12 protein-coding genes and 1 pseudogene are annotated in these 18809 nt (G+C 66.1%); 3 read left to right on the forward strand and 10 right to left on the reverse strand.

Translation table 11 applies throughout. The features are described 5' to 3' along the window. Positions 1–142: 142 nt before the first annotated feature. Together ACVIJ6_RS24360 and ACVIJ6_RS24365 are read right to left on the reverse strand one after the other, a co-directional pair. Complete coding sequence (locus ACVIJ6_RS24360) at positions 143–3373, reverse strand: autotransporter domain-containing protein (protein ID WP_456774773.1); 3231 nt, start codon at positions 3371–3373, stop codon at positions 143–145. A gap of 486 nt (positions 3374–3859) precedes the next feature. Next, on the reverse strand, positions 3860–4882 hold the full coding sequence (locus tag ACVIJ6_RS24365; protein ID WP_456774774.1) for a methionine synthase: 1023 nt from the start codon (positions 4880–4882) through the stop codon (positions 3860–3862). Positions 4883–5033: 151 nt separating this feature from the next. Between ACVIJ6_RS24365 and ACVIJ6_RS24370 the strand changes: the two genes are divergently transcribed. From ACVIJ6_RS24370 to ACVIJ6_RS24380, 3 genes are all read left to right on the forward strand, one after another. Next, positions 5034–5738, forward strand: a complete 705-nt coding sequence (locus ACVIJ6_RS24370) for a glutathione binding-like protein (protein ID WP_456774775.1) — start codon at positions 5034–5036, stop codon at positions 5736–5738. 231 nt (positions 5739–5969) lie between these two features. After that, positions 5970–6572, forward strand: coding sequence for a DsbA family protein (locus ACVIJ6_RS24375; protein WP_456774776.1), 603 nt, complete (start codon positions 5970–5972; stop codon positions 6570–6572). Continuing rightward, positions 6572–7549: an NADPH:quinone oxidoreductase family protein gene (locus tag ACVIJ6_RS24380; protein ID WP_456774777.1), complete on the forward strand. Its 978-nt coding sequence runs from the start codon at positions 6572–6574 to the stop codon at positions 7547–7549. The genes ACVIJ6_RS24375 and ACVIJ6_RS24380 overlap by 1 nt, the downstream gene beginning before the upstream one ends. 256 nt (positions 7550–7805) lie before the next feature. On the opposite strand, the gene ACVIJ6_RS24385 is transcribed toward ACVIJ6_RS24380, so the two are convergent. The 8 genes and pseudogenes from ACVIJ6_RS24385 to ACVIJ6_RS24420 all read right to left on the reverse strand — a co-directional run bounded on the left by ACVIJ6_RS24385 (position 7806) and on the right by ACVIJ6_RS24420 (position 18787). Beyond that, positions 7806–8696: a crotonase/enoyl-CoA hydratase family protein gene (locus ACVIJ6_RS24385; RefSeq protein WP_456774778.1), complete on the reverse strand. Its 891-nt coding sequence runs from the start codon at positions 8694–8696 to the stop codon at positions 7806–7808. Positions 8697–9175: 479 nt separating this feature from the next. Next, positions 9176–10597: an amidase gene (locus ACVIJ6_RS24390; protein WP_456774779.1), complete on the reverse strand. Its 1422-nt coding sequence runs from the start codon at positions 10595–10597 to the stop codon at positions 9176–9178. 66 nt (positions 10598–10663) lie between these two features. Beyond that, positions 10664–11827, reverse strand: coding sequence for a M20 aminoacylase family protein (locus ACVIJ6_RS24395; RefSeq protein ID WP_456774780.1), 1164 nt, complete (start codon positions 11825–11827; stop codon positions 10664–10666). A 24-nt stretch (positions 11828–11851) separates the two neighbouring features. Beyond that, positions 11852–13352: pseudogene (locus ACVIJ6_RS24400) on the reverse strand (M81 family metallopeptidase). Between the two features lie 299 nt (positions 13353–13651). Then, positions 13652–15298 carry an ABC transporter ATP-binding protein gene (locus ACVIJ6_RS24405; RefSeq protein ID WP_456774781.1) on the reverse strand — a complete coding sequence of 549 codons (1647 nt, stop codon included), beginning with the start codon at positions 15296–15298 and terminating at the stop codon, positions 13652–13654. 111 nt (positions 15299–15409) lie between these two features. Further along, positions 15410–16297, reverse strand: coding sequence for an ABC transporter permease (locus tag ACVIJ6_RS24410; protein WP_456774782.1), 888 nt, complete (start codon positions 16295–16297; stop codon positions 15410–15412). Positions 16298–16309: 12 nt separating this feature from the next. Then, complete coding sequence (locus tag ACVIJ6_RS24415) at positions 16310–17251, reverse strand: ABC transporter permease (RefSeq protein WP_456774783.1); 942 nt, start codon at positions 17249–17251, stop codon at positions 16310–16312. Between the two features lie 405 nt (positions 17252–17656). After that, on the reverse strand, positions 17657–18787 hold the full coding sequence (locus tag ACVIJ6_RS24420; RefSeq protein WP_456774784.1) for a M20/M25/M40 family metallo-hydrolase: 1131 nt from the start codon (positions 18785–18787) through the stop codon (positions 17657–17659). Between the last annotated feature and the right edge of the window lie 22 nt (positions 18788–18809).

Below are 18809 nucleotides of genomic sequence, written 5' to 3' on the forward strand. Positions count from 1 at the left end.
GAAGGCGGCCGCGACATCCGGGTTCTCCCAGACAGCGCGTGAGACCCCGCATGTCGCTATCGCCGCCGCGTGTGCCGCGCGCCGGCTGTCGCTCATGCGGGCTACGAGAGGGGCCACGGACGACGACTGTCGCGCCTGCGCCTCACCAGCTATAGCGCACGACGCCCTTGCCGGCGTAGCTGCGGGTCACGTCCGAGAACTCGCCTTCGAAGCTTGCTGCGGCTGACCAGCCGTTTCTCCACCTCATTTCCGCGGCGACGGTCGTCAACGCCGAGTTCTGCGCCTGCCGCGCGCCGTTGACGACGAAGGACGCGCCGGGGAGGGTCTGGAACGTGGCTCCGACCGAACGGCCGGGATTGAAGTCATAGGCCCAGGCGAAGCGGCTGCGCAGCGTGAACACGCCGTCCGTCAGCGCATAGGCCTTGTCGGTGCGAACACCCAGCTCCGACCTCGTATCGGTCAAGCTCTGTGATCCGAAACGGAGCGCGAAAGTGTTGGCGCCGGCGACCGCGCTCTCGGCATAGCCCGGCAGGTTGAAGGTGGTGAACTGCGCGGCGGCATAGGGCGTGATGCCGAAACCCATCCATGGCGAGATGAAGCGATAACCGCCTTCGAGCCGGCCGGCGAAGGTGTTGGCATCGAAATTGGCTCGCAGCTGATCGACGCCGGCCACCGTCACCGTGCGGTTGGTGGTGACGTTCTGCCAACCATAGGCCAGTGCCCCTGAAACATAGCCTGCGCCGATCGTGTGCCTGACGAAGGCGCCGGCCTGGAACAGGTCGGACCGCCCGCTGCCGCCATTGGCGACGCTGAACGTGGTGCCGCCGCCGGCCAGCGAAAAGCCGGCGATCGTGAAAGGCGAGAAGCGATAGTCGGCGCCGACGGCCGTGCCGTAGATGTTGCTGGTCGTGTTGTTGGAGCCGAGCGCGGTGTTGCCGTCGGTGCTCTGCGAGCCGCCGAAGCCGGCCGCCCACACGCTCCAGCTCGACCTTGCCACCGGCGCGGCCGGCGCCTTGGTATAGATCGCCGCCAGGGCGTCGTTCGGATTGCGCTTGGTCGCATAAGCGAGCGTTTCCTCGGCATAGCCGATTGCGCCCGAGGGCGCAGAGCCCTGGTCGCCGCGGCCGCCGACGAACGGATCGGTCATGATGCCCATGAACTGCGTCATCGCAGTGAAGGTCGTCTGCTGCGAGCCGGTCGAGGTCTCGCCCGAAATCTGTGTCAGCCCCGTCGGTGTCAAGCCGGTGAATACGACCGGAATGCTGCCGTTCCTGTTGAAATAGTTGGTGAGCGCGTTGCTGACGTTCTGCTGGTTGATGCTGCCCGACGCCGTGTTCATCGTGAGGTCGATGAACGCATTGTTGCTGTCATAGCTCAGCGTTGAGGAGAAGCCCGCCGGCAGGTTGGTGTTGGTCACGCCGCTGAAGGTGCCGCTGACGCCGCCGGTCGCGGTGAGAATGGTATACTTCTTGGAGATGTAGGTGCCGTTGGCGTAGTTCGCAGTGACCGCGGCGCCGGTAAGATTGGCGGTGCCGGTGACCTGGGCAAGTGAGGCGGTAGTCGGGTTGAGCTGCACCAGATAGATCGCCCCCGACTGGAATGCGAGGTTTCCGGTGATTGCCATGGACGAGGCCGGGTTGCCATTGCCGGGCGTGAACGTGCCGGCGATCGTCACATTGGCGCCGGTCACGGCGCCGTCGCCGCTCAGCGTCCCGAATGTCTTGTTGAAGCCGTTGAGATCCAGCGTGCCGCCGGACAGCACGCTGAAGTCCGTGCTGGCGCCGAATGCGTTGGCCGTGCCTGCGCGCAGCGTGCCGCCATTGACGTGGGTCGCGCCGGTGTAGGTGTTCGTGCCGGCGAGCACCAGGATGCCGCCGCCGGTCTTGACCAGGGTGCCGGCCGAGGCGCCGTTCGCGACGATGCCCTGCAAGGTAGTCGTGGTGGCGCTGGCAATGTCGAGCGTCGACAGGCCGGTGATCTTGAAGTCGCGGCCGTTGGCCAGCGTCGTCGTGCCGGTGATGGCCAGCGTTGTGCCATCCGACATGATCACGTCGTTGGCGACGTTGCCGAGATTGGAGGTGGCGGCGATCGAGAGCGTGCCGGCCGTGATATTGAGGTTGCCGGTGAAGGTGTTGGTGCCGGACAGCGTCAGCGTGCCGATGCCGGTCTTGTTGAGCGCAGTGTTGACGCCGCCGGTGGTGAAGCCGGTGCCGCCGATGCTGTTGGCGTAGGTGACGTTGCCGCTGGACACGCCGATATTGGCGGTGACGCCGCCGAGAAACAGCGCCGCGCCAGCAGCCGTGCCCGTCGCGCCCGCCGTGCCGTTGAACGAGCTCGGGCCCGCGCCGATGCCGGAGCTGCCGCCGGCGCCGCCGACGACGGCGGCGCCCGAGATGCCCGAATCGAGGATGGTCAGCGTGCCGCCGGTGGCAACGTAGATCGCGCCGCCATTGGCGGCGCCACCGGCGCCGCCGAAGCCGCCATCCGAGCCAGGCCCCTGGCTGCCGTTGTTGTTGGTGACGCCGTCGCCACCGGAGCCGCCGGTGCCGCCATTGGCATTGCCGGCGCCGCCGGGGTTGTTGGTCGTGTAGGAGGTGCTGCTGGTCGTGCCGGAGCCGCCGCCGCCGCCACCGCCGTCGCCGAACGATGCACCCGCCGTGCCGGCGGTGCCCTGTCCGCCGGCATGTCCGCCGGTGCCGCCGGAGCCGCCGCCGCCGCTGGCACCGCCATTGTTGGCAGCACCGCCGGTGCCGCCATTGCCGCCATTGACCGGATCAGCCGCGGTGTTCTGCGCGCTGCCGCCGGTGCCACCGGTGCCGCCCGTCGCCGTGGTGCCGGTGAAGGTCACCGATGCCAGCGTGACGTTGGCGCCGCTGCCGACGAACAATCCGCCGCCGGCGCCGAGACCGCCGCCACCGCCGCCGCCCGAGCCGTAGGCCAGACCGGCGCTGTAGTAGCCGGCCTGACCGTTGGTGCCATTGCCGCCGATGGCGGCCGTGTTGGTGATCGCGAGGCTCGAGATGTTGACGGTCGGGGCGTTCGTGCCGTTGACGACGATGCCCTGAAACGAGGAGGCGCCATTGATCGTCTGGCCGTTACCGGTGATGTTCACCGTGACGTTGCTGTTGGCGGCCTGCAACTGCGCAAGCGAGCTCGACAACGTGAATCCACTGGTGATGTTGATCGTCACGGTCGAATTGGCGCCAGCGGCTGCGACTGCCGCCACCGCCGTATTCCAGTCGGCCTGGTTGGCGACGTCAATCGCCATGGCCTGTGTGCTTAGGAACGTGCCTGCAAGGAGGAAGGATAGTGCGAGCCAGCGCCGCGGCTTTGAATTCGGCACAGCAAAGACCGTTCTCGCAAAGCAAGCCATCCCCATCCCCAACAATGAAGGCAAGTGAAATCAGAAGCTGTTTCGCGCAGCGGGCTTCGCTGCGACTACATCTAACAGTAGCAATGAAATGAAATGCCAGTACATCAATTGTCAAGCGCAGCGGAGACACAGCGCGTCTCCAAAACTGTACGCTGGGTATCAAGTTACTAATCGCGGCAAATTTGCCAGCACGACGGACGCGCTTCGTGCTGGGTCCGAGCTTCTCAATGAACGGAAGGATGCACAGGAGCCACCGTTGGTGAGGACGCTCGATGTCGCGCGCGTGACTTCATCCGTTGAGTTACGGGGTCTTGCGAGATCGCACCTCGCACGCTGCGCATCCGTGCAGCGATTCGTGTGAGACAATTTGGGCTGTGCAGCCAAGACCTGCTGCAATGGCGTGCTGCAATTCGCCGCACGTCATGGGTGAGGAGTGGGCAGCGGGTGCTGGCGGGCCGAGCGCTTGCGTTTGCCGCTCACAGCCGATCAGGCAAACCTTTGCCGCGCCAGCTTCGCGCCGGTGCCGAGCGCCATCAGCTTGGCTTCGGCGACCTCGCGCCGCATCGGGGCCATGCCGCAATTGGTGGTGGCGATGATGTTCTCCTTCGGCACCACTTTCATGACCTCCTCGAGAGTCTTGCAGACGTCCTCGGCGGTCTCGATCTCATCGCTGGCGACGTCGATGACGCCGGCCTGTACGATCTTGGTCTTCAACAGGCCGAGCAGCTCGATCGGCACCTTCGAATTGCGGCATTCGACCGCGACCTGCTGGATCGAACTGGCGTCGATGACCGGGAAGGTCTCCTCATACTGCCGCCACTCGCTGCCCAGAGTCTCTTTCCAGTCGGTGTTGGCCTTGATGCCATAGCCGTAGCAGATGTGGACCGCGGTCGGGCAGGTCAGGCCTTCGGCGGCGCGCTCCAGCGCCTTGATGCCCCAGTCGCGCACCTCGTCCATGTAGACGTTGAAGGCGGGCTCGTCGAACTGGATAATGTCGATGCCGTCGTTGTGCAGCGCCTTGGCCTCCTGGTTCAACAGCTCGGCGAAGGCGAACGCCATCTTGACACGGTCGCCATAATAGTTGTCAGCGATGGTGTCGATGATCGTCATTGGGCCGGGCAGGGTGAACTTCACGGCGCGCGTCGTATGCGTGCGCGTGATCCGCGCCTCGTCGCCATGGACGCGGCCCTTCAGCGACAGCGGCGCCACCACTTGCGGCACCATCGCCTTGTAGCGGTCCTTGCGGATGCCCATCTCGACCTTGTGGGCGAAATCGATGCCTTCGACGCGCTCGAGGAAGCCGTGCACGAAATGCTGCCGCGACTGCTCGCCTTCGGTGAGGATGTCGATGCCGGAATCCTCCTGCAGCTTCAGCGCCAGGATGGTGGCATCGCGCTTGGCGCGGGCCAGCTCTTCGCCCTTCGCCTTCCACGGGGCCCACAGCACGTTCGGCTCGGCGAGCCATTCCGGCTTCGGCAGCGATCCCGCAATGGTCGATGGAAACAGCATGGTCGGACTCTCCGGCTGAGGGGGCAGTCAGGCTTGAGCGCCTGTCTGCCATGGCTTACCCTTCAGGTACAGAAGAACGAAGCCGCCGCTTGCGTTCCGCGGCGCGGCATAACCGTCCGGGCAGGACAAGGGGACAGGGAAACGTGGAAGCATGATCGACCTCTATTATGCGCCGACGCCGAACGGCTGGAAGATCTCGATCATGCTCGAGGAGCTCGGGCTGCCTTACACCGTCACTCCGGTCGACATCCGCGCCGGCGACCAGTTCAAGCCGGATTTCCTGGCCGTCAGCCCGAACAACCGCATTCCCGCGATCGTCGATCATGCGCCGGCTGATGGCGGGGCACCCTTCTCGGTGTTCGAGACCGGCGCGATCCTGATCTACCTCGCCGACAAGACCGGGACATTCCTGCCGCAGGAGATGCGGGCGCGCTCGCGCGTGATCCAATGGGTGATGTGGCAGATGGCTGGGCTGGGGCCGATGATGGGCCAGCATGGACATTTCGCGCTCTACGCCGCGGAGAAGATCCCTTACGCGATCCAGCGCTATCGTGACGAGGTCGCGCGTTTGTTCCACGTGCTCGATGTGCAGCTCGGCAGGACCGGCGCTTATGTCGCAGGAGACGACTACTCGATCGCCGACATCGCCTGCTTTCCCTGGATGATGACGCACAAGGCGCAGGGGTTCACGCTCGACGACTTCTCCAACATCAAGCGCTGGTACGCGACCTTGCGGGCCCGGCCGAAGCTGCAGGCCGGGCTTGCGATCGGCAAGTTCGTCAAAGAGCCGTTCAATGAGCAGTCGCGTCACGTCATGTTCGGCGGACAGGCGAAGGAGATGATGGGGAGGTCGTGAGCGGCTTCGCAAAAGCGCGAGCGGTGTGGCGCCAAGCCATCCAGACTGTGCGTTGCAGCCCCTGGATTGCTTCGTCGCTCCGCTCCTCGCAATGACGGAGATAACCGTTCACGCCAACTCTCTCCGCCGTCATTGCGAACGCAGCGAAGCAATCCAGGGGCCACAAGAATGATCTCAATGACCGCGCTGCGCCTGCAATGACGGACTCATCAAGACCTTGAGGAAACACACATGATCGAATTCTTCTTCGACTGCTCCAGCCCCTGGACCTATCTCGCCTTCCACAACATCCAGCCGCTCGCGAAAGAATTCGGCGTCGACATCGTCTGGCGGCCGATTCTGGTCGGCGGCATCTTCAACACGGTTAATCCCAGCGTCTACGCCCAGCGCGAAAAGCCGGTGCCGGCCAAGGCGGCCTACATGCTGAAGGACCTCGGCGACTGGGCGCGCTCGGCCGGGCTCAAAATCAAGATGCCGCCATCGGTGTTCCCGGTGAACAGCGTTAAGGCGATGCGCGGCTGCATCTGGCTGGGGCAGGACATGGTGCCGTTCGCGCAGACCGTGTTCGAGATCTACTGGGGCGAGGACCAGGACATTTCGCAGGATGCGGTGCTGACCGAGGTGTGCCGGCGCGTCGGCATCGATCCGAAGGCGTTCTTCGACGGCATCGCCCAGCAGGGCATCAAGGACCAGTTGCGCATCAACACCGAGGAGGTGGTGAAGCGCGGCGGCTTCGGTTCGCCAACCATCTTCGTCGATGTGATCGACATGTATTTCGGCAATGACCGGCTGCCGCTGATCCGCGAGGCGCTGGCGAAGCGGCGGACCGCCTGATGCCGCGGGCGATCGTCTGTCGCGAGCTCGGGCCGCCGGAGTCGTTGCGGTTCGAAGAGCTGCCGCAGCGCCCACTACGGGAAGGAAAGGTGCGGGTGAAGATCCGCGCCGCCGGCATCAACTTTCCGGACATTTTGATGGCCGCAGGTGGGTATCAGCTCAAGCCCGAGCTGCCGTTCACGCCTGGTGTGGAGGCGGCTGGCGAAGTGATCGAGCTGGGCGCCGGCGTCAGCGGTTACGCGGCCGGCGACCGCGTCATCGTGCGCATGCGCTTCGGCGCCTATGCCGAGGAGGCGGTGGTGGCCGCGAGCCAGCTCACTCCGCTGCCCTCGACCTTCGACTACGCCGAAGGCGCGACCTATCTCGCCGGCCACGGCACCGCGCATCATGCGCTGGTCGATCGCGGCCAGCTCAGGCCCGGCGAGATGCTGCTGGTGCACGGCGCCGGCGGCGGCGTCGGGCTCGCTGCCGTGGAGCTCGGCAAGCTCCTCGGCGCGACGGTGATCGCTGCTGCGTCGTCCGAGGAGAAGCTCGCGGTCGCCCGCGCGCGCGGCGCCGATCATCTGGTGCTGTATGCGCGCGAGCCGTTTCGCGATGCCGTCAAGCGCATCACCGACGGCCGCGGCGTCGACGTCGTGTTCGATCCAGTCGGCGGCGAGGTGTTCGAGAACAGCGTCCGCTGCATCGCCTGGGGCGCGCGGATGCTGGTGATCGGCTTCACCGGCGGCATCGGGCTCGCCCGCACCAATCTGATCCTGATGAAGGGCGCCAGCGTGCTCGGCGTCCGCGCGGGCGAGGCCGTGCGCCAGGATCCCGCGCTCGGCGAGCGCCGCATGGCCGCGCTGCTCGCCTGGGCAGAGCAGGGCAGACTGCGTCCCAATGTCTCACATCGCGTGCCGTTCGAGGACTATGCGCGCGCGATGCGGCTGCTGATCGATCGCAAGGCGATCGGCCGGGTGGCGCTGGTGATGGATTGAGGCACGGCGCGCTCGTGCTGCGCTCTTGTCCGGGACGACAGCTCCTGTTTGGTGCCGTCATTGCGAGCGCGAAGCAATCCAGGGGCTTCGGAAAGAGTCTTGATTGCTTCGCCGCAAGTGCTCCTCGCAATGACAGCGTGTAGCCCGCATGAGCGTAACGACATGCGAGGGCTCACGAGCTGCGTCGATGAACCCGGATGTCGCTGCGCTCATCCGGGCTACAAGCTGCGCCGCTCCTCGCAATGACGGTCAGCGACTATTTGTACTCCCGTTCGTCCCACCATGGAAAATAGTCGGGCATGTCGGCGGTGACGGTGTTCTTGAACTGGGCCGGGCGCTTCTCCAGGAATGACACCACGCCTTCCTTGACGTCATCGGAGCGGCCGCGCGCGTAGATGCCGCGGCTGTCGATCTTGTGCGCCTCCATCGGATCGTCGGCGCCCATCATGCGCCACATCATCTGGCGGATCAGTGCGATCGACACCGGCGCGGTCTTTTCGGCGATCTCGCGCGCCAGGGCACGCGCAGTCGGCAACAACTCGTCCGGTGGCACGACCTTGCTGACGAGACGGCCGGCGAGCGCCTCTTGCGCCGGAAAGACGCGGCCGGTGTAGCACCATTCCAGCGCCTGCGAGATGCCGACGATGCGCGGCAGGAACCAGCTCGACGCGGCTTCCGGCACGATGCCGCGCTGGGAGAACACGAAGCCGAACCGCGCCGCGTCCGACGCAATGCGGATGTCCATCGCGAGCTGCATCGTGACGCCGATGCCGACGGCCGGGCCGTTGACTGCGGCGATGACCGGCTTGAGCGATTTGAAGATCCGCAGCGTCACCTGGCCGCCGCCGTCGCGCACCTGCGGATCGGAGTAGTCGACGCGGCCATCGGCATGGCGCTTCACCGGCCCCCGCTTGGCATCGCGATCGAACGTGTCGGCGCCGGAGGAGAGGTCGGCGCCCGCGCAGAACGCGCGACCCGATCCGGTGACTATGACCGCCCTGATGTCGTCGTCCTTGTCGGCGCGATCGAATGCGTCGATCAGCTCCTGCTGCATCGTCGCGGTGAAGGCGTTGAGCTTCTCTGGGCGGTTCAGCGTGATGGTGAGGATCTTGTCGGCGACGTCATAGAGGATGGTCTGGTAGGCCATGGGGGTTTCCTGATCCGTTGTTGTTCTTAGTTAGGCGAGCCAGAAATGCCGCTGTCATTCCGGGGCACGCCCGTGGGGCGTGAGCCCGGAATCCATAATCACGATCGTGAGTATGGATTCCGGGCTCGTGCTTCGCACGCCCCGGAATGACGACGCAACCAAGACCCGCGACATGAATACAATAGTTCAGCGTTACGCCACGGCAAGGTCCTGCGAAATCATTCCGTAGCATGGAACGGCGCGCGACGGTGTGCCCATCCGCTGCACGCAAGACGCACCGAAAAGAACGGTGCTATCCTGTACTTATGCGAGCGACGCCCCATGCTCTCTCCCCGTCCTGGATTGCTTCGCTGCGCTCGCGATGACGCGTGGAAACATCTCCCTCTCAGACAAAAAGCCTGGTGCCCGCATGAGCGTCGCGACAGGCGGCGTCTCACGGGCTGCGTCGGTGAACCCGTATGTCGCTGCGCTCATCCGGGCTACTGCGCCGGCGGCACAGGCCACGGAAGCTGCTCGCCGCGCAATCCTTCGAACGTCTTCGCCAACCCCAGCACGCCGACATCGTCGAAGCGGCGGCCGACGATCTGGAGGCCGATCGGGAAGCCGTCGGCGTCGTAACCGGCATTGAGCGAGATCGCCGGGTTCTCCGACATGTTCCACGGCACGGTGTAGGTGATGTGTTCGAACGGCGCCTGCGGATCGTTGACGGGGGACGCGAACTCGGCCGGAAACTTCACGCCGGGCGAGACTGGCGAGATGATGTAGTCGTATTCGGTGAACAATCTGGCCGCCGCCGCGCGCAGCACCATCGTCACGTTGAAGCCCCTGATCACCTCGACGCCGGACAGTGTCGCGCCGCGCTCGGCCCATTGCAGGATGTAGGGCAGGGTCTTGGCGCGGACCTCGGGGGCGAGCCGGGCCAGGTCGTCCCACAGCCGCGCGCGCCAGAAATTGTCGAGGCCGTCGAGCATCTCCCGCGTCAGGAAGCCCTTGACCTCGCTGACCACGGCGCCGGCGTCCGCGAAGGCCTTTGCCGCGGCGAGCGTTGTGGCCCGCACCGGCTCTTCCAGCGCTTGGCCGACGCCGCCGAGATCGAGCATCAGGCCGATGCGCAGCTTGCGCACCGGCTTCTCCGCGATCTTCCAGTGCAGGTCGGATGGCGGCAGGCTGGTGCCGTCGCGGCGGTCCGGCTTCGCCAGCACGCTCATCATCAGCGCGGCGTCATCGACGATGCGGGTCATCGGGCCGGCGACGCGACCGACATAGGGCGGATCGAGCGGCACCCGTCCGAAGCTCGGTTTCAGCCCGACCAGGCCGCACCACGACGCCGGCAGCCGGATCGAGCCGCCGATATCGGTGCCGACATGCAGCGGGCCATAGCCCGCCGCGGCGGCCGCGCCCGCGCCGGCGCTGGAGCCGCCAGGGTTCATCCGGAGATCCCACGGATTGCGCGTCAGCGGATGGAAACTCGACAGACCCGACGACAGCATGCCGTAATCGGGCATCGTCGTCTTGGCGAAGATGATCGCGCCGGCCTCGCGCAGCCGCGCCGCCGGCGGCGCGTCGGCCGCGAGCGGCGTGCGCGTGACGCTTGCCGCGCCGAGCGGCATCGGCTGGCCTTTGGTGGCGATGTTGTCCTTCACTGTCGCCGGCACGCCGTCGAGCACGCCCGTCGGCTCGTCATTGGCCCAGCGCTCGGTCGAGAGTTTGGCGGCGGCGCGCGCGGCGTCGACGTCGAGCAGGTACAGCGCCTTGATGTGCGGCTCCCAGGCCGCGACATGCGCCAGCACATCGTCCATCACCTCGGACGGTGAGAACTGGCGCGCGCGGTAGCCGGCGATCAGATCGACGGCGGAAAGGTCGTGCAGCGAGGTGACATCGTCCGAGGCGGGCTTGTGCATGCTGAGACTCCGTTACCGAACTTCGTATGAGATCGACACCCGCTCATTGACGCATGTCAGATCAAGCTAAGCTGCCGGCATACGGGTTTCGATGATGCGGGCGAACATGCTGGCGCCGATCGGCAGGATCTTGTCGTCGAGCACGTAGCCGGGATTATGCACCGGCACCGAGCCGTCATGGCCGACCCAGAAATAGGCGCCCGGGATCGTCTGCAGCATGTCGGCGAAATCCTCGCTGCCCATCTTCGGCGTCGAGCGCGTCAGCACCTTGGACGGTTCGACCACGGTGCGTGCGACCTCCTCGACGACCTTGGACTGCTCCTCCTGGTTCACCAGGACGCTGAACGTGTCGCGGATGTCGACGTCGATCTCGCAGTTGAAGGCCGCGGCCATGCCGGCGCAGATCGCGCGCATGCGCTCGCGCACCAGTGCGCGCACGCTATCGGAGAACGCACGCACCGTCCCGCACAGCCAGGCATCGCCCGGAATGACGTTGTAGGCCGAGCCGGCATGGATCTGGGTGATCGAGACGACGGCGGCCTGCAGCGGCTCGACATTGCGGCTCACGATGGTCTGGATCGCCTGCGCGACGCTGGTGGCGATCACCACCGCGTCCTTGGAACGTTCGGGCATCGCGCCATGGGCGCCATAGCCGGAGATCTTGATGTCGAAGAAGTCGGCGCCGGCCATTGCGGGGCCGGGCAGGATGGCGATCTCGCCATGCGCAAGATCAGGCGCATTGTGCAGGCCGTAGAGCTCGTCGCAGGGGAATTTCTGGAACAGGCCGTCCTTGATCATCGCGCGCGCGCCGCCGAGGCCTTCCTCGGCCGGCTGGAAGATGAAATGCACCGTGCCGTCGAAATTGCGGGTCTCGGCGAGATAGCGCGCGGTGCCGAGCAGCATCGTGGTGTGGCCGTCATGGCCGCAGCCGTGGAAGCGGCCGGGGATGGTCGAACGCCAGGGCAGGTTGGTGTTCTCCTCCATCGGCAGCGCGTCCATGTCGGCGCGCAGGCCGATGCGCTTGCTGCTGTCGCCCTTGCCCTTGAGCACGCCGATCACGCCGGTGCCGCCGAGGCCGCGATGCACCTCGATGCCCCATTGCGACAGCTTCTCGGCAACGATGCCGGAGGTCCGCGTCTCCTCGAAGCCGATCTCGGGATGGGCGTGCAGGTCGCGGCGGATGGCGGTGAGCTCGTCAGCGTAGGCCTGGATGCGGTCGATGGTGGGCATGATGTGTGTTTCCCTTGGAAAGGTTTAAGCTTTGAACGCCGGGCCGTTCGGCCTGAGGCGGATGCCCGGACGCAAGTGGGTCCAGGGCAAAGTGGAGGGGTCGGCGGGCATCGCGCCGGGCGCGGCGCAGATCAGCAGGGCTTCCGCGATCGGTTCGAAATCGGCGCGGAAATGCACCGAACTCTTGTTGACGAGGATCGCCTGTTCGGTCGGCTCGATGCCGACGAAGCGGTACATCTCCTGGTCCGCGAGCTGCGACTTGTGCGAGGCTACGACAACCCTGACATCGCCGATGCGCAAAGCGGCCGACGGGCCCATCTCCATCTTGCGGCCGCCATAGAAGGGACCGGGCGCGATGAAGCGGCCGTCGGAGATGGCCTCGACGATGAAGCTCTCCTCGAACGGCGCATCGCCGGGAATGCCGCTCTTGCCGCCGAGCGACAGCGTCACCGTCGCGCCTTCGCCGGCGGCATGCGCAGCCAGCGCCGCTTGCGGATCATAGATCATGCCGATCGCGGCGCGGCTGGCGCGGTTGCGCACCAGTGCGCGCAGCATGCCCGTCGTATCGGAATCGCCGCCGGCGCCGGGATTGTCCTGGGTGTCGGCGATCACGATCGGGCGGCGCGCTGTCTTGGCCAGCATCATCGCATGGCGCACGCCCTCATCCGGGGTGTAGATGCGGCCGTCGAAATCATTCTCGTGGCCGGTGACGATCGCCGCGATCGCATCCGCCGCCGAGTCCGCGTCCGCCTGTGTCAGGCCATAGGCGAACACGCTGGGGCCGCAATGGGCAAAGTCGGCGGCGGGAAAGCCCGGGGCGAAGGACAGCGTCGGCACCACATCGCTCTGCAGCGCCGCGAGCTTCTCATAGATGCCCTTGGTCGGCTGGTCGTTGGTGCACTGCCAGCTGATCGGGATCAGGAAGGGCAGTTGCCGGAAAGCCTTCGCCAGCGGTGCGCGCGCCCGCAGCAGCAGTGCGAGGTGCTCGGCGCAGGCGCGGCCGGTGTCGGACATGTCGGTGTGCGGATATTTGCGATAGGCGATCAGCGCATCGGCCTGCGCCATCATCTCGGGCGTGACATTGGCGTGCAGATCGAGGCTCGCGACCAGCCGGCACGTCGGGACCGATCACCCGGCGCACGCGGGCGAGGATTTCGCCCTCGCCATCATCGAGATGCTCGCTCACCATGGCGCCGTGCAAATCGAGATAGACGCCGTCGAGCGGGCCGGCGGCCTTGATGCGGTCGACCATCGTTGCGGTGATGCGCTCGAACGCCTCCTCGGTGACATGCGCCGAGGGGCTGGCCGCGCAGGCGATGGTGGGAACGATGTCCCAGCCATTGGCGTCCGCGACCGCGATGAAACCGGCCTGGCCGGCATTGATGCCGCGCATGGTCGTGAGCACGCTGGCTGCATCGTCGATCGAGGCACGGCCGCCGCCATGCATGAAGGCGTCGTAATCAGCCTTGGTCGGTGCAAATGTATTGGTCTCGTGCAGGAAGCCGCCAATCGCGACGCGCGCCATCCCTTAACCTCAGGCCGTTGATTTGGGCGTGACGTTAGACCGTCGCTCGCGGCGCAGGCAAGCGAAGGAGCGATGCCGTTTTGCATGCGGCGGCAGCGCCCGACGCGCGTGCTGAGACGGTAGACTTTCTCCGCCTGTCATTCCGGGGCATCGCGTCGCGATGAGCCCGGAATCCATAACCACAGGCCGGTGTTGGGAGGCACGCGTATAGACCAGCGGAGGCCACCGCATCCGTCCGAGCGTAGGGATTCCGGGCTCGTGCTGCGCACGCCCCGGAATGACAGCAGTGTCTGCCGCTGCTACGCCACGGCCTCCGATACCGGACGGAAGTTGGCGAAATCCCAGTGGCGGCCGGGTGCGGCTTCGAGCAGGGACCTGGTGTAGGCTTCCTTCGGATGGGTCAAGATCTCGCCGGCCGGACCCTGTTCGACGATGCGGCCCTTCTGCATCACCACGACGTCGTCGCAGATCTGGGCGGCGACGCGCAGATCGTGGGTGATGAACAGGATCGCGATGCCGAGCCGGCGCTGGATCTCGTCGAGCAGCTCCAGCACCTGTGCCTGCACCGAGACGTCGAGCGCGGAGACCGCTTCGTCGGCCACCAGCACGTCCGGATCGAGCGCGAGCGCGCGAGCGATCGCGATGCGCTGGCGCTGGCCGCCGGAGAACTGGTGCGGGTAGCGCGAGATCGCGTCCGCGGGCAGGCCGACCAGCTCGAGCAGCTCGCGCGCCCGCGCCATCGCCTTGTCGTGCGGGGTGCCGTAATTGACCGGGCCCTCGGCGATGCTCTCGCCGACCGTCAGCCGCGGGTTGAGCGAGCGGTAGGGATCCTGGAACACGATCTGGATGCGCTTGCGGTGCGGCTGCAGCAGCCGGCGCGTCAGGATCGAGATCTCGTTGCCCGCCAGGCGGACGCCACCCGAAGTCGGATCGATCAGGCGCACGATGCAGCGCGCCACCGTCGACTTGCCGGAGCCGCTCTCGCCGACGATGCCGAGCGTTCGGCCCTTGCGCAAGGTGAGGGTGACGTTCTGCGCGGCGACGACCTCGCGCGCTTTGCCGATGAACGAGCGCTCGCGATAGACCTTGCCGAGCTCGTTGGTCTCCAGCACCACCGGCTCGCTCGTCTCGGGCCGCGGCGGCCGCGGGATCAGGCTCGGCACCGCGGCGAGCAGGTTGCGCGTGTAGTCCATTTCCGGGCTGCGCAGGATCCTGTCGAGCGGGCCGGTCTCGACCAGTCGGCCCTGGCGCATGACGGATACGCGATCGGCGATCTCGGCGACGACGCCCATGTCGTGGGTGATGAACAGCACCGCCGTGCCGTGATCGCGCTGCAGTTCGCGGATCAGCGAGAGGATCTGCTTCTGCGTGGTGACGTCGAGGGCAGTGGTCGGCTCGTCGGCGATCAGGAGCTTCGGCTCCAGCACCAAAGCCATCGCGATCATGATGCGCTGGCGCTGGCCGCCGGACAGGCGGTGCGGGTAGGAGGCGAAGATGCGCTCGACGTCGGGCAGGTGGACCTGCTCCATCATGTCGAGGATGCGCTTGCGGCGCGCCCTTGTGTCGAGCGACGTATGCGCGCGCAACACCTCGTCGATCTGGCGGCCGACCGGAACGACCGGATTGAGCGCGGTCATCGGCTCCTGGAAGATCATCGCCATCCGTGTGGCGCGCAGTTCGCGCAGCCGGCGATCGCTGGCGGTGAGCAGTTCCTCGCCGACCAGCTTGACGCTGCCGCCGACGGCATGCAGCGCGTTCTTCGGCAACAGGCCCATCGTGGTCAGCGAGGTCACGGACTTGCCCGAGCCGCTCTCGCCGACGACGCACAGCGTCTCGCCCTTGGCGACCTTGATCGACACGCCGTCGATGATGCGCGGCCCATTCGGGTTCTTCGTCTTGCCGACGGTGACGACGAGATTGTCGATGTCGAGGATGGTGTCGGTCATCTTGCTAAATCTCCGCAGTCATTGCGAGGAGCGAAGCGACGACGCAATCCAGAGTCCCAGGCGCGGCCCTGGATTGCGTCGCTTCGCTCGCAACGACGAAAAGTGAGATGGTCATTTCGCCTCGCGCTGCTTCATGCGCGGGTCGAGTGCGTCGCGAGCGGCGTCGCCGATCAGATTGATCGAGAGAATGGCGATCGACAGCAGCAGGCCCGGCCAGAAGATCAGCGACGGCTTGATCTGGAAGTAGGAGCGGCCCTCGGCCATGATGTTGCCCCAGGTCGGCGTTTCCGGGCTGATGCCGGCGCCGAGGAACGACAGGATCGCCTCGGTCAGGATCGCGGCGGCGCAGATATAGGTGCCCTGGACGATCAGCGGCGCGATCGTGTTCGGCATCAGATGCCGCCACATGATCTTGGGCATCGAGGTGCCCAATGAGATCGCCGCTTCGACATAGGGCTCCTCGCGCGCGGTCAGCACGACCGAGCGGACCAGGCGCGCGACGCGCGGAATCTCGACGATGGTGATCGCGATCATCACGGTGGCGACGCTGGCGCCCGACAGCGACACCACGGCGATCGCGAGCAGGATGCTCGGGATCGCCATCAGGCCGTCCATCACCCGCATCATGATGGCGTCGACCCAGCGGAAGAAGCCGGAGACGAGGCCGATCACCAGCCCGATCGCGATCGAGATGACGGCGGCGCCGACGCCGACCAGGAGCGAGATGCGGCCGCCATAGATGGTGCGCGACAACAGGTCGCGGCCATAGGCGTCGGTGCCGAGCAGGTATTGCGCGCTCGACGGCTTCAGCCGCTGCGCCGGCGCCAGCAGCACCGGATCATGGGGCGCCAGCAGCGGTGCCAGGATCGAGACCAGCACGATCAGCGACAGGCAGACCGTGGCCACGGCGATGATCGGGGTCGAGGTGAGAAAGCCGAATTTGGGCCCCAGTCGCGTGGTGACCGGAATCGACGGCTCAGGAGTGGTGACGATTGCCATCGGAACAAGGCCTCAGTAGCGGATGCGGGGGTCGAGCAGCGTGTATGCAAGGTCGATCAGCAGATTGACCGCGAGATAGATGAAGGAGGTCAGCAGGATCATGCCCTGAATGACCGGATAGTCGCGCGCCAGCACGGCATCGACCGTGAGCCGGCCGATGCCCGGCAGATTGAACACGCTCTCGGTGACGACGACGCCGGAGATCAGCAGCGCGAAGCCGGAGCCGATCACGGTGATGACGGGCACCGCGGCGTTGCGCAGCGCGTGGCGCAGCAGCACGGCGACCTCGCTGACGCCCTTGGCGCGCGCGGTGCGCACGAAATCCTCGCCAAGCACGTCGAGCATCGCGGCGCGCGTCATGCGTGCGATCAGCGCGACGTAGATGAAGGACAGCGCGCAGGTCGGCAGGATGATGCGCTCGAAGAACGGGCCGAAGCCGACCGTGATGCTGCGGAAGCCCTGGACCGGGACCCAGCGCAGATTGATCGCAAACATCTGGATCAGGATGTAGCCGATCACGAAGACCGGCACCGAGAATCCGAGCACCGACAGGCCCATCACGAAGCGGTCGATCCAGGTGCCGTGCTTCCATGCGGCGATGACGCCGAGCGGGACCGCGACCAGGATCGACAGGATGATGGTCGAGATCGCAACCGAGATCGACGGCTCGACGCGCTGGCCAATCATCTGCAGCACCGGCACCTTGGAGATCAGCGACACGCCGAGATCGCCATGCAGCAGCTGATTGATCCAGGTGAGGAACTGGACGTAGAGCGGCTCGTTCAGGCCGAGCGTGGTGCGGATGCGCTCGAGCTGCTCGGGCGTTGCATTGTCGCCGGCGAGAATCGCTGCGGGATCGCCGGGTGTCAGGCGCAGCAGCAGAAAGACGAACAGCGCCACCACGCCCATCACCGGGATGGATGCGAGAATGCGGCGAAGCAGATAACCGATCATCGTGAGAGAACCGTGTTCATGATCCCTGGGGAAGGCAGATTGCGCGACCGAGTCTGCATGTCACTGATGTCCATCGCTTTCAAGGTCTCCGCTGTCCGGCCGACGGATGCGACATCTCGCGATCATAGCGCTTCATCGCATGTGCGAAGGAGCTCGCGCAAACTTTGCAAGGCCCATGCCATTACTTGCGCGCCGACGCGGGAATGTCCACCGGCGCTGTCGCCGTCCCGTAAAATGAAACTAAACTGCTGCGCAGCAGCGCCCGGAGTTGCGTGGTGCCGTTTGGCATGGCCGCGTGGGCGGCCGCGCGTAAATCAGCGTTGGCGAGAGGATGAGCGCGCCGCCTCATCCATGCACAGCTGCAGGGCTGATGCGGCGCGTCCGGCGTCATGATCTCGTCACCATCTAGGCGAGCGTAGCGAGCAGGCCGGCCATCAGGCGGCCGCGCTCGGCAAGGCTGTTGACCTCGATGTGCTCGTTGAGCGTGTGCATGTCGGCGCCGCGCACGCCCAGGCCGTCAAGCGTCGGGATGCCCAACGCGCCGGTGAAATTGCCGTCCGAGCCGCCGCCCGCCGAGCCATGCGGCAGTGACAGGCCGAGCTGCTCGGCGATGCCGCGCGCGTGTTCATACAGCGCCGTGGTTCCGGAATCCGGCTCCCATACCGGACGTGTGACGCCGCGGGTGACCGTGAAGCTGACATCGTCATGGGTGCCGGACAGCGCCAGCATGCGTTCGACGCCGCGATCGAGATCGGCCTGTCGTTTCGCCATGCTCAGCGCCTCGCCGGTGCAGGTGGTGGCGACGCAATTGACCCATTGGCCGCCATGCACGATGCCGACCGAGAAGGTGCAGTCCTCGCCGGTCATGGCGTCGATCGCGAGGATCTGGCGGGCCATTTCCCGGATGGCGGAACGGCCGGCGCCGAGCCGGGCGCCGGCGTGGCTCGGCCGGCCGACCGCTTCGAGATTGAATCGTGCAATCGCATAGCGGCCGGTTACCACGCCATTGTCGGGGCGGCCGGGCTCGGGCACCAGGACGTATTTGTTGCGCTGCGCCTCGGCCTCGACGATGTCCCGCGTCGACGGCGTGCCGACCTCTTCGTCGGGCGTGAACAGCACCGTGATCGGCAGCGGCGTCGTCACCGACGCCTTGATCAGCTGGCGGATGGCCTCCAGCGTGAGGTAGTTGCCGCCCTTCATGTCGCAGATGCCGGGACCGTAGCATTTGTTGCCCTCGCGGCGAAAGGACAGCTTGGCGAGGGTGCCGACGGGGTGAACCGTGTCCATGTGGCCGGCGATCAGGATGCCCGGCTGCCCCTGGTTCGGATGCGGGAAGCGGGCGCGGACGCAGCCGGCGAATCCCTGGCGTCCGGCGATGCGTTCGATCGTCGCACCCATGATCGCCATGTCGCGCGCGGCGAGGTCGAGCATCCGTTCGACGGCGGCCGCATCCCAGGTCGGACTTTCGCACTCCACCCAGCCGCGCAAACCCTGCAGCATGGCCTCGGTATCGAACGGGAGATTGGCTGGATTCATCTTGGTCTCTTCAAGGTTTGGT

This window comes from Bradyrhizobium sp. USDA 4369, from assembly GCF_054056435.1.